A 14,624-nucleotide genomic window follows, 5' to 3' on the forward strand; every position below is an offset into this window, starting at 1 on the left:
CCTCAGAACCTGTTGCGCACGTCGGTGGCCAGCAGCGCCTGCTCGAAGCGCTCCAGAAACACCGCCTCGGCATGGGTGCGTTTCTGGTCGCGGTTCCACAACAGGTAGACATTCACGTCGATCACCCCCTCCGCTGGCGGCAGGCGCCACACCTCGCCGGCCTGCACGTCCTTGGCGACGATATGCTCCGGCAGGCAGCCGATGCCGTAGCCGGCGGCGACCAGGCGGCGGATTTCGTCGAGACTGGGCGAGGACGCCACGATACGCCCAGTGAAGCCCTGCTGGTCGCGGAAGACGGTCAGCGGCGACAGGTTGCCGCCGATCTGGTCGCTGGTGAAACTCACGAAGTTCTCGCTTTTCAGATCCGCCAGCTTCAGGTCGTTGCGCCCGAACAGAGCGTGGCGCTTGCCGCAGAAGAACGCGTAGCGCTGCTGGAGCATCACCCGTTGCTCCAGGCGTGGCTGCGGCGTGCGGCACAGGCTCAGGCCAAAGGAGGCGGTCTTCTGCAGCAGCGCGCTGACCACGTCGGAGCTGCGCAGCACGTCGAACTCGAATTCGACCCGCGGGTAATCGACGTGAAAATTGGCCAGGAAGTCGTCGTAGAAGTGAGACTCGATGCGGCTGATCATCAGCATGCGGATCTTGCCGGCGACGGTTTCCTCTGGCGCGTCGAGGGCCGGGCCGAGGCGCGACACGGTGCCGTACAGCTCGGCGGCGATCTGCAGCACTTCCTCACCTGCCTTGGACAGGGTGATGCGCGGCCCGCTGCGAATCACCAGGGCGCTTTCCAGCTGCTCTTCCAGGCGCTTGAGCGCCTGGCTCACGGCCGGCTGGCTCAGGTGCAGGCGCGCGGCGGCGCGGCTGATGCTGCCTTCCTGGCCGATAACCAGAAAGGTGCGCAGCAGGTTCCAGTCCAGCCGGTCATTGAGAAAACGGCGCGCCTCGGCGTCGCGGTGGCCAGTGCTCATGCTGTTCAAGTATCCATTTTTCTTATACTTGAGTATTGAAATTAGAAGCTTTGCTTAGCATAGGGTCGGGGGCATGATCTGGCAATGCACCGCCAGAGTGCGATTGATCCCTACCGGGGATATGCCTTTTCTCCTGCCTATAAAAACGAATCCGGGAGCCTGCGATGACCACCCCTACCTCCACGCCGCGCCGTGCTGCGGCGGCTGCCTTTATCGGCACCACCATCGAGTTCTACGACTTCTACATCTACGCCTTCGCCGCCGCGCTGGTGCTCGGGCAGCTGTTCTTCCCCAGCGACAACGCGGTGCTGAGCACCATGGCGGCGTTCGCCACCTTCGCCGTCGGCTTTATCGCTCGGCCGTTCGCCGGCGTGGTGTTCGGCCACCTGGGCGACCGCCTGGGGCGCAAGAAGATGCTGCTGTTCACCATGGTGCTGATGGGCGGGGCCACCACCTGCATCGGCCTGCTGCCGACCTATGCCCAGGCCGGCATCTGGGGGCCGGTCGGCCTGGTGGCGCTGCGTTTCCTGCAGGGCATCTCGGTGGGCGGCGAGTGGGGCGGCGCGGTGCTGATGGCCAGTGAACACGCACCCAAGGGCCGCAAGGTGTTCTTTGCTTCCTTCGCCCAGCTGGGCAGCCCGGCGGGCCTGCTGCTGGCACTGATCGCCTTTCGCGCCATCAGCGAGATGGACCAGGAGGCGTTGATGAGCTGGGGCTGGCGCGTGCCGTTCCTGCTCAGCGGCGTGCTGATGCTGGTGGGCCTGGCGATTCGCTTCGGCGTGCCGGAGTCGCCGGAGTTCGCCAAGATCAAGGAGCAGAAGCAGACCTCCAGGAGCCCGGTCAAGGACGTGCTGCGCCACAACTGGCGGCAGATCCTGTTCGCCGCGGCGGCGGTGACCATCGGCTCGGGCGGCTTCTTTTTCACCAACACCTTCATGATCACCTACGTGACGCAATACCAGGGCATCTCCAAGTCGACCATTCTCGACTGCCTGTTCCTGGTCACCATCCTGCAGTTCCTCTCCCAGCCGTGTTCGGCGCTGCTGGCCGAGCGCTTCGGTGAGGGGCGCTTCCTGAAGTGGGTGGCGGCGCTGTGCATGCTGGTGCCGTACCCGATGTTCCTGCTCGTGCAGACCGGCAACCTGGTCTACATGACCGCCGGCATCGCCCTGGCGGTGTTGCTGCTGGCAGCCCTGTATTCGGCGATCGCCGGCTATATGGCCGAGGCCTTTTCGGCCCAGGTGCGTTACTCGGGCATTTCCATCGCCTATCAGCTGGGCAGTGGCCTGACCGGCGGCCTCACGCCGCTGATCGGCACCTACCTGGCCGGGCAGTTCGCCGGTCAATGGCTGCCGCTGGCGCTGTTCTTCAGCGTGCTCGCGTTCATGTCGCTGGTCGGCGTGATCGGCCTGGCCCACCTGCGGTCCCAGCGCCACACCCTCAGCCCGTCCAACCCGGAGGTCGTGACCCCATGAGCAAACCCGAGATCATCAGCGACGCCGAATGGCAGGCGCGCTGCGACCTGGCCGCCCTGTACAGGCTGATCGCCTATTACCGCATGACCGACCTGATCGACACCCATATCACGTTGCGGGTGCCGGGCCCCGAGCATCATTTTCTGATCAACCGCTACGGCGTGGCGTTCGAGAGGATGCGTGCCAGCGACCTGGTGCTGATCGACCTGCACGGCAATGTGGTGGATCGCCTGAGCGGCGAGCGACGGGTCAACGCTGCCGGTTTCGTCATCCATTCGGCGATCCACGAGGCCCGCCCGGACATGTGCTGCATCGTGCACACCCATACTGCCGCCGGCATGGCCGTGGCGGCCCAGCGTGACGGCCTGCTGCCACTGACCCAGCATGCGCTGAAGTTTTACGGCAACCTGGCGTATCACACCTACGAAGGCATCGCCCTGTCGCTCGAAGAGCGCGTGCGCCTGGTGGCGGACCTGGGCAGCCACAGGGCGATGATTCTGCGCAACCACGGCCTGCTGGCAGGCGGGCAGAGCGTGGCCCATGCCTTTCACGAGATATATTTCCTGGAGCGCGCCTGCCAGGCGCAGATTCAGGCGATGTCGGCAGGCGTGGCGCTGAATATCCCCAGTGAGGAAGTCTGTCGGCATACCGCCGCTCAGTTCGCCCGCGATGGCATCGACGGCATCATCGACCTGGCCTGGCAGGCCGCCCTGAGCCTGATCGAGGAGCAGCGCGATGACTGGTGCCGCTGAACCCATGCCCAGCGTCGTGTTGCTATGCCGCGAGCAGCCGCTCGAGGACTGGCTCGCCGGTGTGTTCGCCTGCCATGCGCCCGAGCTCAAGGTGCTGCGCCCGCATGACCCTGGCGCCGAGCGGGCCGAGGTGGCGGTCTGCTGGTACCCCGCCGAGGGTAGCCTGGGTCGCTTGCCGGGGTTGCGGCTGATCCACTCGATCGGCTCGGGCGTGGACCACCTCGAGCATGATCGCTCCCGGCCTGCCGGGCTTCCCGTGTGTCGGGTGGTCGATCCCGATCACTCGCTGGGCATGGCCGAATACGTGCACTGGGGCGTGCTGCATTTTCACCGCGGTTTCGACCAGGTTCTCAATGGCCGTGCTGGCCAGCAATGGCAGCGGCCGGTGCAGCGCGCTGCGCGGGATTATCGGGTCGGCGTGATGGGCCTGGGCGCCATCGGCACGCCGGTGGCCGCGCGGCTGGCCCAGGCCGGCTATGGAGTGCGCGGTTGGGCGCGCACAGCGCGCGAGCTGGACGGCATCGCCACTTTTGCCGGTGATGGGGCATTGCCCGGCTTTCTCGACGGCCTGGACCTGCTGGTCAACCTGCTACCACTGACCGCCACCACACGCGGCCTGCTCAACCGCGAACTGTTCGGGCATATGGCCCAGGGCGCGGCGCTGATCAACTGCGGCCGCGGTGAGCACCTGGTCGAGGCCGATCTGCTCGACGCGCTGGCCAGCGGTCAGCTGCGTGGCGCGTTGCTGGATGTATTCGCCAGCGAGCCATTGCACCGCGACTCGCCGCTCTGGCAGGCGCCCGGCGTGTGGATCACCCCGCACATGGCGTCTGCGGCATCCGACGCCTGTATCGCCCGGCAGATCGCCGACAACCTGCAGCGCCTGCGGGCCGGCCTGCCGCTGAACCATCAAGTCGATCCCGAACTGGGTTACTGAATCGCCGACGGGCGCGCGCCCGTCGGCCACGACTACGGATAATCGCCATGAAAACCTTTTTCCATCCTCAGCAACGCCTGCATCACCCGCGCAGCTACCTGTCCCGTGGGCAGATGCGCGAGCCCCAGGAAATCCCTGCACGCATCGACCCGCTGCTGACCATGGCCCGCCAGCTCGGTTTCACGGTCAGCGAACCGGCGGACCACGGCCTCGCGCCGCTGCGCGCGGTGCACAGCGACGCCTATCTGGATTACCTGCAGAGTGCCTACGCCCAGTGGCACGAGGTCGACGAGGACTGGGGCGACGAGGTGATGTCGAACATCTTCATCCGCGAGAACAACCCGCTGCGCGGCATTCTCGGCAAGACCGCGCGTTACCTGGCCGACGGCAGTTGCCCGATCGGCGAGCACACCTGGACGGCCGCCTACTGGTCGGCCCAGGCCGCCGTTGCCGCCGCCCTGGCGGTACGCGATGGCGAGCCCCAGGCCTATGCGCTGTGCCGCCCGCCGGGCCACCACGCGCGGGCCGAGGCGGCTGGCGGCTTCTGCTTTCTGAACAATGCGGCCATTGCTGCCCAGGTGCTGCGCGCCAGCTTCCAGCGGGTCACCATCCTCGACACCGACATGCACCATGGCCAGGGCATCCAGGAGATCTTCTACGAGCGCGACGACGTGCAGTACGTTTCCATCCACGGCGACCCCACCAACTTCTACCCGGTGGTGGCCGGCTTCGATGACGAGCGCGGCGCGGGTGCCGGCCTGGGCTACAACCTCAATCTGCCGATGCCCCATGGCGCCAGCGAGGCGGATTTTTTCGCTTACCTGAGCCAGGCCGAGCAGGCGATCATCGACTTCGCGCCGCAGGTGCTGGTGCTGTCGCTGGGTTTCGATATCTACGAGAACGACCCGCAGGCCAAGGTCGCGGTCAGCCACGCTGGTTTCGAGCAACTGGGCCGGCGTATCCGCGCTCTGGGCCTGCCCTGCGTGGTGGTGCAGGAGGGCGGTTACGATATCGCCACGTTGGACGAGAATGCCGCGCGGTTCTTCAAGGGGCTGCTTGGTTGATCCGCCTGCAAGGCGTCAGCCGCGTGTTCGCGCAGACGCCTTGCAAGGAGCGTTATTCTCACGCGCCGATGATGCAGCGTTACTGGTGGGGGGTTTCGTGGCGCTCCCTCGATCGGCAGAAGCCGAGCAACGGCGGATTTTGCAGGATATTTCCGACCGGAAATGGAGGTGAACTAACGTTCTCGTCGCGCAATCTTCCCCTATGCGCAGTCAGCGCGAGCCTGACCGACCGGTGCCTTCGCCGACGGTCAGCACCGCAATCGCTGAACGATAACGTTAAGGAGCCACCGTGACCGTTACCACTCACCCCGACTACCGATACAGGCCAGGGCCGCTGCACGCGATGCTGCTGGCCGGCACCGTTCCGCTGTTTCTCGGCGCGCTGCTCAGCGATATCGCCTACTACAACAGCTTCCAGATCCAGTGGGCCAACTTCGCGGCCTGGTTGATCGCTGGCGGGCTGCTGTTCGCCGGTCTGGCGCTGTTGTTCGCCCTGGCCAACCTGGTCGGTGCCGAGCGCAAGGCCGGTCGCCCGTTGCTGTATTTCCTGTTGCTGCTGGTCACCTGGGTACTCGGCTTGATCAACGCCTTCGAGCACGCCAAGGACGCCTGGGCAGTAATGCCCACCGGCCTGGTGCTGTCGGCCATCGTCGCCGTGCTGGCGGTGATCACGGCCTGGCTGGGCCTTAGCAACCTGCGTACGGGAGGTGAGCGATGAGAACTGCAGGCGCACTGACCACCCTGAGCATGGCGCTGCTGCTCGGCGCCTGTGGCGGCGAAGCGGACTCCACCATCGAGCGCGGTCCCGATCCCAAGCTGCCGGAACCGCAACGCGGCCTGTTGCCGAGCATGAAGATCGCCGAACCGGCCGAGTGGGGCGATAAAAAGCCCGCGGTGCCGGACGGTTTCAGCATCACCGCGATCGCCACCGACCTGAAGATTCCGCGCCAGACCCTGGTGCTGCCCAATGGCGACATCCTGGTGGCCGAAGGGCGTGGCGGCAACGCCGCCAAGCTCAAGCCCAAGGACGTGATCGCCAGCTACATCAAGGCCCAGGGCAATACCAAGGTCAAAGGCGGTAACCGCCTGACTTTGCTGCGCGACGCCGACGGTGACGGCACTTACGAAACCCAGACGGTGTTCGCCGAGAACCTCAACGCGCCCTATGGCCTGGCCTTCCACGAGGGCAACCTGTACGTGGCCAATCAGGACGCCGTGGTGCGCTTCGACTACCAGGACGGCCAGACCCAGGCCAGCGGCGCGCCGACCAAGGTCACCGACCTGCCGAAAGAGATCAACCACCACTGGACCAAGGCGATGACCATCAGCCCCGATGGCCGTTACCTGTACGTCGGCATCGGCTCGAACAGCAACATCGGCGAGCGCGGCATGGAGGTCGAAGCCGACCGCGCGCTGGTCTGGCAGATCGACGCCGCGAGCGGCATGCACAAGCCCTATGCGACCGGCCTGCGCAACCCGACTGCACTGACCATCCAGCCGGAAACCGGCCAGCTGTGGGCCGTGGTCAACGAGCGTGACGAGCTGGGCCCGGATCTGGTGCCCGACTACCTGACCTCGGTGCAGGAGGGCAAGTTCTATGGCTGGCCGTATGCCTACTGGGGCCCGAATGCCGACACCCGCGTGCAGCCGCACAAGCCGGAAATGGTCGACATCACCATCAAGCCGGACTACGCCTTGGGGTCCCACGTGGCGGCACTGGGCGTGGACTTCTCCATCCCGGAGATGGGCGAGCAGTTCGCCAACGGCGTATTCGTCGGCGAGCACGGCAGCTGGAACCGCGACAACCCGGTGGGCTACAAGGTGATCTTCGTGCCCTTCGCCGATGGCCGCCCAGCCGGTGAGCCCATCGACTTCGCCACCGGTTTCCGTGGCGAGGATGGCAAGACCCGCGGCCGCCCGGTGGGCGTGACGGTCGACCCGAAAGGGGCGCTGATCATCGCCGATGACCTGTCCAACACCATCTGGCGGGTGACGCGCGACCAGTGATCCAGACGTCTCGGGGCGGGCAGCCGCCCCGAGACGCTGCGGTTATCGGGCGCTGATCATCCAGGCCGGCGCCCGGTAACTGCTCTATCGTCGCAAGCTCCGTACTGATGCAATGTCAGTGCTTTTGTCGTCATGCACTCCCCTCGATCGAAGAGCGAACAGAGTGCCTTTGGCTGCCCGAAAATCAGCGAAACGTACAACCGTCGGGCGCGCGAAAGCGCTAGGGTCTGTTGCCGTTTCAACGCGAGCCGCGTTGTCGCGAGAAATCTCGCCAGGCTAGGCGGAGGACGCAGGTAATGGTTGTTCCCTTGCCAAGTCCTCCAACGACGCATGGCGAGATTTCCCGCACAACCCGTAGGCCGGGCCTGTTTTGTCGCGATGCTGCGTTTCTCGCCGGCTCATTTAGCCAGCTAAACTTCGCGGCTGTGTGACCCACATGGATGTGGGAAATGCCGCAAGCCCGCCGGGAGCGGGCGCGGCCCTTACCTCGCGACAAAACGGGCTCCGGCGCGGCCGTGCGTGAAACGGCAACAGACCCTAGGCTCGCCGAGCAGATTGACGATCATTCAAGGGGCATCAAATGGCGGAAAAGCAGCATCACTACGACGTGCGCGTGACCTGGACCGGTAACGAGGGCAGCGGCACCGTGTCCCATCGCGGCTACAGCCGGGCGCACAGCATCGAGGCGCAGGGCAAGGCGCCCATCGACGGCTCATCCGACCCGAATTTTCGCGGTGATCCGGCACGCTGGAACCCCGAGGAACTGCTGGTGGCGTCGTTGTCCGCCTGCCACAAGCTCTGGTACCTGGGCCTTTGCGCTGGGGCTGGCGTGGTGGTGACCGCCTACGAGGACAACGCCCAGGGCGCGATGCTCGAACAGGCCGATGGAGCCGGGCAATTCACCTCGGTGGTGCTGCGGCCCAGGGTGACCCTGGCTGCCGGAAGCGATCTGCAAAAGGCCCGCGCGCTGCATCATCAGGCTCATGAAATGTGCTTTATCGCCCGCTCGATGAATTTCCCGGTCAGCCACGAACCCGAGCTGCTGATCGACACCACCGGCTGAAAATGGCTAGGCCGCCCTTGTAAGGCGGCCTGCATTTGGCTAGCGGCGGCGCAAGATCATGCCGCCGTGGTGCAGCGTATCCTGATCGACGAACTCGCCATCGGCAGTGAAACCGGTGTCGTCCCAGTAGTCGATATGCGTGCCGTTCACCTCGTATCGACCCTGATAGGCGCTTTCCCTTGTGCCACGTGCTTCGTCGTAGCGGTTGTCTGGCAGTAGTTCGTGGCGGATCTGGCCGTCGTCGGTGACCCACATGCCCACGTAGGGATGCTCAGACATGGTTTTCTCCTGGCTGGGCGGCGTGGCCGCAGTGGTTGGCTGGGAGGCGAGCACCGCGCCGGGTGCTGCCAGAGAGAGTGCGCCCAGCAGCAGGGTGCGCAGGCAGGTTGCCTGGCAGTTCATGGCGGTCATGCCGGGTCGGGGATGCGTTGCAGCACATCGTCATAGGCCGGCAGGTCGAGGTAGGCCGACACCTCGTAGGCCTTGCCGTCGCGCATGCGGAAGATCCACGCGTAGCTGTTGCGATAGGGCTGGCCATCGCGGGCCATGCCGGCGCCGTCCCACTGGATGATCACGTGGTCACCATTGGCCCACACCTGCTTGCTGACCGGCCGTACCGGTGTGGACAGGCGGGCGGCGAAGGGCTGAACTGCCTTGGCCACGAAGGCGTCCACGCCGCGATAAACGCCGGCGCTGGGGCCCGAGCCCTTGATGGTCCACACCACATCGGGCGTCAGGATGTCGCTGAAGAACGTGGTGCCGCCGGCCGCCCAGCGCTCGAAGGCCTGGCTGACCGCCTGCTTGTTGCGGGCCTCGATATTCGCGTCGGCCTGGGCCAGGCCCGGCACCAGGGCGCCGAACAGCAGGGCTCCGCAAAGGCCCGCGGCGCGGGTGTTACGCAGGGTTGCAATACGCATGGCTGGAGTCTCTCTTGTGGTTTGGTCTGCCTGATCGGCATGCCTGGCCTATGCTGGCTCGGGCTCGTTGCCAGGCCTGCACCTGCTCGCTGGGCGGTAAAGATGGCCTGGCTGCCGATCTGTCGTGAACGAGTCTGCCGGTGCGGCACTCTGTGTTCGTAACCGGATCGTCGCGGATACTTATCCGATCATCCGCTTGAAAAACCTTGTAAAACCCTGGTTGCGCAGAGGAGAAGCCATGGATTCGCTGGACAAGCTGGTACAGATCATCGGTCGTCATACGCCGAGGGACGGCATCCAGCCGACGCCGATTCCGGGCATCGCCCTGGTGCGCTCCGCCACGCCGACGGTACCGATGCCGGTGGTCTACGAGCCGACCCTTTGCCTGATCGTCCAGGGCCGCAAACAGGTGACGGCTGGCACCACGACCTATGTCTACGATGCGGCGAACTACCTGATCGCCTCCGTGGACGTTCCGGTCATGGGCTCGGTGATCGAGGCGAGCGAAGAGAGGCCCTACCTGTGCCTGGTGGTCGATCTGGACATGACAGTGCTCAGTGACCTGGCTCTGCGTTACCCGGCAGACGACAAGGACGGCGCGCCCGCAGCCGGTATCCAGCTGGGCGAGACCACGCCTGAGCTGCTCGATGCCGCCGCCCGGCTCGCCAGCCTGCTGGATGCGCCTGGCGATATCGCCGAGCTGGCGCCGCTTACGGTGCGCGAGATCCTCTACCGGCTGCTGATCGGCAGCGGCGGGGCCATGGTGCGGCAAATGGTCAAGGCCGACAGTCGCCTGAGCCAGATTGCCAAGGCCATTGTCTGGTTACGCGGCCATTACGCCGAGGCCTGCCGGATCGACGATATGGCCGATATCGCTGGCATGAGCCGCTCCACCTTCCACGCCCACTTCAAGGCGGTCACCGCCATGAGCCCGCTGGAATTCCGCACCCACTTGCGCCTGCAGGAGGCCCGCCGCCTGATGGTCGCCGACGCGCTGGATGCCGCGGGCGCCGGCTACCGTGTGGGCTACGAAAGCCCTTCGCAATTCAGTCGCGATTATGTGCGTATGTTCGGCCTGCCGCCAGCCAGGGACGCCAGCCGCCTGCGGGGCAGTGCGTGGGCGCCGGGCGACAAGCCCGACGCAATTCGAGAAAGCGCCTGAAACAACTTATTTCTCGCCTGATGGGAACTTTTAAGCGAATTTCCCGAGTGTTCGCCTCGTTATAATTTGCAACGAGTCGCCACTTGAGAACCCCGCAGCGCCTGCTAGATTGGCGCTGCGACGCCGGGCCCCTCTGACAGCTACCAGGCTGCCATGTCGGAGTTGCAGTTTGTACAACTCTGACTTAGGAGGGGCTCATGAGCACCCTAGTACCGTTCCTCACCGCCGACTTCCTCGGCACACCTGCCTGGTTCTGGCTCATCTTCATCACCATCGTCGTCAGCCTGCTGGTCTTCGACCTCGGGGTGCTGCACCGTGAGCATCGCGAAATCGGCGTCAAGGAAAGCCTGCTGCTGTCCGGTGGCTATATCACCGCGGGCCTGCTGTTCGGCCTGTGGGTCTGGCACATGAAGGGCGCCACCTCGGGTATGGATTTCTATACCGGCTTTCTGATCGAGAAATCGTTGTCGATGGACAACGTGTTCCTGATGGCGATGATCTTCAGCTTCCTGGCCATCCCGCGTAAATACCAGCACGAGGTGCTGTTCTGGGGCATTCTCGGGGTGATCGTACTGCGTGCGATCATGATTGGCCTGGGCGCCGCGCTGATCGCGCAATTCAGCTGGATCCTCTACGTGTTCGGCGCCTTCCTGCTGCTGACCGGCGTGAAGATGCTGTTCAGCAAGGTCGACGACCACCCGGATCTGTCTGAAAACAAGCTGATCAAGTTCGTGCGCAAACGCATGCGGGTTACCGACCGCCTGCACGAAGGCCGCTTTTTCGTGCGTCAGCCCGATGCCAACGGCAACATGGTGCGCTGGGCCACGCCGCTGTTCCTGGCGCTGGTGCTGATCGAGTGTGCCGACCTGGTATTCGCCATCGACAGCGTACCGGCGATCTTCGCCATCACCCAGGATCCGTTCATCGTCTACACCTCGAACATCTTCGCGATCCTCGGCCTGCGCGCGCTGTACTTTGCCCTGGCCGCGATGATCCATCGCTTCGCCTACCTCAAGTACGCCCTGGCCCTGGTGCTGGTGTTCATCGGCGGCAAGATCTTCCTGGTCGGCATCATCGGCAAGACCCCGCCGGTGATTTCCCTGAGCGTCACGCTTGGCCTGCTGATCGGTGGCGTACTGCTGTCGATGTGGAAAACCCGCAACGACCCGCCGGTCCTCGACGCTGAAAAGACCCCGCACTGACGATCCAACGCCCCGGCGCCGCCGGGGCTTCTCACCACAGGAGATGAGCCATGAATCCATCACCCCTTTCTGCGCTGGCCCTGGTTGCCGTGATCGGCCTGACCCTGGCCGGCTGCGAGATGGCCGAAGAATCGGCGCAGAAGTTCACCGAAAAGGCCGAGCAGGCCGTGCAGGACATTGCCCGCGAAGCGGTCAGCGATACGGTCACTGCCTTCAACAAGCAGATCGACGAGGTGCAGAAGTCCACCAATGAAATGCTTGGCAAGCCGGAGAAGGAAGGCGCCGAGGAAAAGCCGCAGCAGCAGGAAAAGCACGAACAGCCTGAGCAGGAACAGCCGCGCACCTTCCCCAACGAAAGCGTGGAAACCTGACCGGCGCTTTTTTCAGCGGGGAAGGGAGGCCCCACGACCCTTATCGATCGCGGCGTTTTGCTTTAGAGCCTGTTCACTATCGTTATGCGCATTAAGCGGTAACTACAAGGCAATAGCTGCCGTTCGCAAAACGCGTAGGAGGGGCTTTAGCCCCGAGCTTTTTAAGTTTCATACGCCGTGGGTAAGCTGTGGCTTGCTAGCATTATCGCGTCGCTCATACGTCCGGTTCCGCTCTGTCGAGCGGGTTTCTTTTGGCATCGCCCCAAAAGAAACCAAAAGGTCTAGCCCCGACATCCGGCCCCAGCTTCGCTGCGGTTCCCTCGCTTCATCGTTGTTCCGAGGGCCCGCCGCGAAGGGCCATCCCTGGCCCATCGCGGCTCTCGCGGCATCCATGCCGCTCAACCCTCTCCACAACGATTACGCTCGGCCTCCTGAAGGGGCGATTGGTGTCGCCTGCAAATTTTGTGGCATGAGGAGCACCAAAAAGCAAAGCGGCCGAGCGGCCGCTCCCGCCACTTAGCTGCCAAAATCGACGAACCTGGGCTGAAAGATAATGAACAGGCTCTTGGTGCACCTCTCGCTCGTCCATCTCGCCAGCCTGCGACTAGCCCTGACCAAGCATCTCGCGAGTTATACGCGGGCCGCTTGCATGCCGATGATCTCGTCCAATTCTCTGTAAACCCTCATCCCTTTCTCTTGCGCCAACGCCACCAGCCTGTCTGCCTGACCGGACGACCCCGCCGCACGCAACAGCGCATCGCAGCGGCTGAGCAGCAGCTGCCCATAGCGCTCGGTATCCATCGTTGAGTCTTCTTCTCCGGCCTGCGTCGGCCAGCTTGCCGTGACTGGCAGATGCCCGGCCTGCAACAGCCTGGTCGCGCAGCTTTGCATCGCGTTCTGGGCGCCGGCGATAAGGATCATCAGAGGCGCGACGGGCATCAGCGTTTTCAGGTACTGCAGCAGGATGATGGTCTTGCCGTCCATGATGCGACCGTCGTCGACCATCGCCAGGGCCTCGGCGAAGGGCAGCTCCAGCACCTCGATATCTTCGCCTTCCTCGGCCAGGCCGCCGCCTTCGGCAACGCGGTCCTCGGGCTGATACTCGCCGACGAAGAAGTGCACCCGTTCGGTCACCGAGCCGGGACTCATGAATGCCTCGAAGAGCTTGCGCACCGATCGTACGCGATAGCCGGTCTCCTCTTCGGCCTCCAGACGAATGCGCTCCTCAGGGCTGGCGTTGTCGAGCAGGCCCGCGGCCGCTTCGATCAGGTAGCCGTCATGCTCGTTGAGGAACGCCGGGATGCGAAACTGTCGGGTCAGGATCACGGTGCCCTTGGCCCGGTTGTACAGGATGATCGTGGCGCCATTGCCGCGGTCGTACACCTCGCGGGTCTGCGCCTGCCAGCTGCCGTCACGGCGCTGCAGTTGGAAGTCGATCTTCTTCAGTACGTACCAGTTATCCGATAGCAGGTGCTGCTTGAGGATGCGAACGTTGGGGGTGCTCACCGGCAGTGTCCTCGCGGGTCATGAGAGCGGTGCAGTGTTTCACAATCAAATGAACGCCCCAAGTCCGCCGTCAGCTGCCACAATCGGCCAGAGGTGACAGGTCTGCAGAGGGGGCGGACGATGGCGGACAGGCGAAGTTTCAGCGAGACCCTACAGGGGCAGAACCTGCGTTTCGTGGCGGCGAAGAAGGACGCCTCGCGGCAGACCCGGGTGGGGTTTCTGCTGCAGGAGCACTTTTCACTGCCGGCCTTCACCCAGGCGCTGGACGTGCTGGTGACCGCCAACCTGATCGACCGTGGCCTGTTCGCTACCCGTACCTTCAGCCTGGACGGTGCCGCGGTGACCAGCGACCTGGGCATCGTCATCTGTCCGGATGCCGAACTGACCGGCAAGGATCTCGCCGAGCTGGACCTGCTGGTGATCTGCGCCGGCCTGCGCACGCCGCTGCGGCCGACTCCGGTGCTCAGGCAGCTGCTGCGCAACGCCGCCGACAAGCAGGTGGCGTTGGCGGGGCTTTGGAGCGGCGCCTGGTTTATCGGCCAGGCCGGGCTGCTCGATGGTTACCGTTGCGCGATCCATCCCGAGCACCGTGCGGCATTGGCCGAGATCGCCCGGCACAGCCAGGTGACCGCAGAGAGCTTCGTGGTCGACCGTGACCGACTGACTGCCGCCAGCCCGACCGGCGCCTTCCATATGGTGCTGGAGTGGATCGGCACGCTGCATGGCCATGATCTCGCCGAGGGCATTGTCGGCATCCTGGCGTTCGAGGAGTCGCGCTACAAACGAGTCAAACCCACCCTGCACGCGAAGATGAGCGAGCCGCTGCGCACGGTGATCAACCTGATGAGCGCCAATATCGAGGAGCCGTTGAGCACCGACCAGCTGGCCGCCTACTCGGGCCGCTCGCGGCGGCAGATCGAGCGGCTGTTTCAGCAGCAACTGGGCACCACGCCAGCGCGCTATTACCTGGAGCTGCGCATCACCGAAGGCCGCCGCCTGCTGCAGCACTCGGACCTGCCGGTGCTCGATGTCAGCGTGGCCTGTGGCTTCGTCTCGCCGAGTCATTTCAGCAAGTGCTACACGGCGTACTTCGGTAACTCGCCGTCCAGGGAAGTCCGTCACGGCAATGTGAAATCCAGCCAGCGGCGGGGCGAGTAGCCATCTGGCGACGAGCCGGGCTGCCGGCCATTGCAACAGCAT

The 14,624-nt window shown here is 64.5% G+C and carries 15 protein-coding genes; 11 read left to right on the forward strand and 4 right to left on the reverse strand.

Annotated features, from left to right (window positions below):
* Positions 1-2: 2 nt before the first annotated feature.
* Entirely contained in the window at positions 3-968 is a 966-nt protein-coding gene (locus tag BM154_RS10110; protein WP_074882840.1) for a LysR family transcriptional regulator, read from the reverse strand.
* 164 nt (positions 969-1,132) lie between these two features.
* On the opposite strand from BM154_RS10110, the gene BM154_RS10115 reads away from it, so the two are divergent.
* The 7 genes from BM154_RS10115 (at position 1,133) to BM154_RS10145 (ending at position 8,266) form a co-directional block, all read left to right on the forward strand.
* The gene (locus BM154_RS10115; protein WP_074882842.1) at positions 1,133-2,443 is read left to right on the forward strand and encodes an MFS transporter; all 1,311 of its coding nucleotides are present in this window, start codon (positions 1,133-1,135) and stop codon (positions 2,441-2,443) included.
* Complete coding sequence (locus tag BM154_RS10120) at positions 2,440-3,195, forward strand: class II aldolase/adducin family protein (RefSeq protein WP_074882844.1); 756 nt, start codon at positions 2,440-2,442, stop codon at positions 3,193-3,195. The genes BM154_RS10115 and BM154_RS10120 overlap by 4 nt, the downstream gene beginning before the upstream one ends.
* Before the next feature lie 4 nt (positions 3,196-3,199).
* Positions 3,200-4,132, forward strand: a complete 933-nt coding sequence (locus tag BM154_RS10125; RefSeq protein ID WP_074885252.1) for a 2-hydroxyacid dehydrogenase — start codon at positions 3,200-3,202, stop codon at positions 4,130-4,132.
* A 47-nt stretch (positions 4,133-4,179) separates the two neighbouring features.
* Positions 4,180-5,196: a histone deacetylase family protein gene (locus BM154_RS10130; protein WP_074882846.1), complete on the forward strand. Its 1,017-nt coding sequence runs from the start codon at positions 4,180-4,182 to the stop codon at positions 5,194-5,196.
* A 289-nt stretch (positions 5,197-5,485) separates the two neighbouring features.
* On the forward strand, positions 5,486-5,914 hold the full coding sequence (locus tag BM154_RS10135; protein WP_074882849.1) for a DUF2231 domain-containing protein: 429 nt from the start codon (positions 5,486-5,488) through the stop codon (positions 5,912-5,914).
* Positions 5,911-7,203 carry a PQQ-dependent sugar dehydrogenase gene (locus BM154_RS10140; protein WP_074882851.1) on the forward strand — a complete coding sequence of 431 codons (1,293 nt, stop codon included), beginning with the start codon at positions 5,911-5,913 and terminating at the stop codon, positions 7,201-7,203. Before BM154_RS10135 ends, BM154_RS10140 begins: the two co-directional genes overlap by 4 nt.
* A gap of 580 nt (positions 7,204-7,783) precedes the next feature.
* The gene (locus tag BM154_RS10145; RefSeq protein ID WP_074882853.1) at positions 7,784-8,266 is read left to right on the forward strand and encodes an OsmC family protein; all 483 of its coding nucleotides are present in this window, start codon (positions 7,784-7,786) and stop codon (positions 8,264-8,266) included.
* Between the two features lie 39 nt (positions 8,267-8,305).
* Here BM154_RS10145 and BM154_RS10150 read toward each other — a convergent pair whose 3' ends face one another.
* Entirely contained in the window at positions 8,306-8,545 is a 240-nt protein-coding gene (locus BM154_RS10150) for an Atu4866 domain-containing protein (RefSeq protein ID WP_074885255.1), read from the reverse strand.
* Positions 8,546-8,673: 128 nt separating this feature from the next.
* A complete protein-coding gene (locus tag BM154_RS10155; RefSeq protein WP_074882855.1) occupies positions 8,674-9,183 on the reverse strand; it encodes a nuclear transport factor 2 family protein in 510 nt (169 codons plus the stop codon).
* A gap of 238 nt (positions 9,184-9,421) precedes the next feature.
* Here BM154_RS10155 and BM154_RS10160 point away from each other — a divergent pair, with 238 nt between their 5' ends.
* The 3 genes from BM154_RS10160 (at position 9,422) to BM154_RS10170 (ending at position 11,918) form a co-directional block, all read left to right on the forward strand.
* Positions 9,422-10,345: an AraC family transcriptional regulator gene (locus BM154_RS10160; RefSeq protein WP_074882857.1), complete on the forward strand. Its 924-nt coding sequence runs from the start codon at positions 9,422-9,424 to the stop codon at positions 10,343-10,345.
* A 197-nt stretch (positions 10,346-10,542) separates the two neighbouring features.
* Positions 10,543-11,547, forward strand: coding sequence for a TerC family protein (locus BM154_RS10165; RefSeq protein WP_074882859.1), 1,005 nt, complete (start codon positions 10,543-10,545; stop codon positions 11,545-11,547).
* Between the two features lie 50 nt (positions 11,548-11,597).
* Positions 11,598-11,918: a hypothetical protein gene (locus BM154_RS10170; RefSeq protein ID WP_074882860.1), complete on the forward strand. Its 321-nt coding sequence runs from the start codon at positions 11,598-11,600 to the stop codon at positions 11,916-11,918.
* Positions 11,919-12,548: 630 nt separating this feature from the next.
* On the opposite strand, the gene BM154_RS10175 is transcribed toward BM154_RS10170, so the two are convergent.
* On the reverse strand, positions 12,549-13,424 hold the full coding sequence (locus BM154_RS10175) for an NUDIX domain-containing protein (protein WP_074882862.1): 876 nt from the start codon (positions 13,422-13,424) through the stop codon (positions 12,549-12,551).
* Positions 13,425-13,544: 120 nt separating this feature from the next.
* On the opposite strand from BM154_RS10175, the gene BM154_RS10180 reads away from it, so the two are divergent.
* On the forward strand, positions 13,545-14,582 hold the full coding sequence (locus BM154_RS10180) for a GlxA family transcriptional regulator (protein ID WP_074882864.1): 1,038 nt from the start codon (positions 13,545-13,547) through the stop codon (positions 14,580-14,582).
* Positions 14,583-14,624 lie beyond the last annotated feature (42 nt).

The sequence above is a fragment of the Phytopseudomonas argentinensis genome, assembly GCF_900113905.1.
Lineage (GTDB): Bacteria > Pseudomonadota > Gammaproteobacteria > Pseudomonadales > Pseudomonadaceae > Aquipseudomonas > Aquipseudomonas argentinensis.

What these genes read in the sequence shown, in the direction of transcription:
- BM154_RS10115 (WP_074882842.1), top strand. Translation starts at nt 1,133, where the DNA reads ATGACCACCCCTACCTCCACGCCGCGCCGTGCTGCGGCGGCTGCCTTT.
- BM154_RS10145 (WP_074882853.1), top strand. Translation starts at nt 7,784, where the DNA reads ATGGCGGAAAAGCAGCATCACTACGACGTGCGCGTGACCTGGACCGGT.
- BM154_RS10155 (WP_074882855.1), bottom strand. Translation starts at nt 9,183, where the DNA reads ATGCGTATTGCAACCCTGCGTAACACCCGCGCCGCGGGCCTTTGCGGA.
- BM154_RS10140 (WP_074882851.1), top strand. Translation starts at nt 5,911, where the DNA reads ATGAGAACTGCAGGCGCACTGACCACCCTGAGCATGGCGCTGCTGCTC.
- BM154_RS10125 (WP_074885252.1), top strand. Translation starts at nt 3,200, where the DNA reads ATGCCCAGCGTCGTGTTGCTATGCCGCGAGCAGCCGCTCGAGGACTGG.
- BM154_RS10150 (WP_074885255.1), bottom strand. Translation starts at nt 8,545, where the DNA reads ATGTCTGAGCATCCCTACGTGGGCATGTGGGTCACCGACGACGGCCAG.
- BM154_RS10110 (WP_074882840.1), bottom strand. Translation starts at nt 968, where the DNA reads ATGAGCACTGGCCACCGCGACGCCGAGGCGCGCCGTTTTCTCAATGAC.
- BM154_RS10170 (WP_074882860.1), top strand. Translation starts at nt 11,598, where the DNA reads ATGAATCCATCACCCCTTTCTGCGCTGGCCCTGGTTGCCGTGATCGGC.
- BM154_RS10120 (WP_074882844.1), top strand. Translation starts at nt 2,440, where the DNA reads ATGAGCAAACCCGAGATCATCAGCGACGCCGAATGGCAGGCGCGCTGC.
- BM154_RS10165 (WP_074882859.1), top strand. Translation starts at nt 10,543, where the DNA reads ATGAGCACCCTAGTACCGTTCCTCACCGCCGACTTCCTCGGCACACCT.
- BM154_RS10180 (WP_074882864.1), top strand. Translation starts at nt 13,545, where the DNA reads ATGGCGGACAGGCGAAGTTTCAGCGAGACCCTACAGGGGCAGAACCTG.
- BM154_RS10160 (WP_074882857.1), top strand. Translation starts at nt 9,422, where the DNA reads ATGGATTCGCTGGACAAGCTGGTACAGATCATCGGTCGTCATACGCCG.
- BM154_RS10130 (WP_074882846.1), top strand. Translation starts at nt 4,180, where the DNA reads ATGAAAACCTTTTTCCATCCTCAGCAACGCCTGCATCACCCGCGCAGC.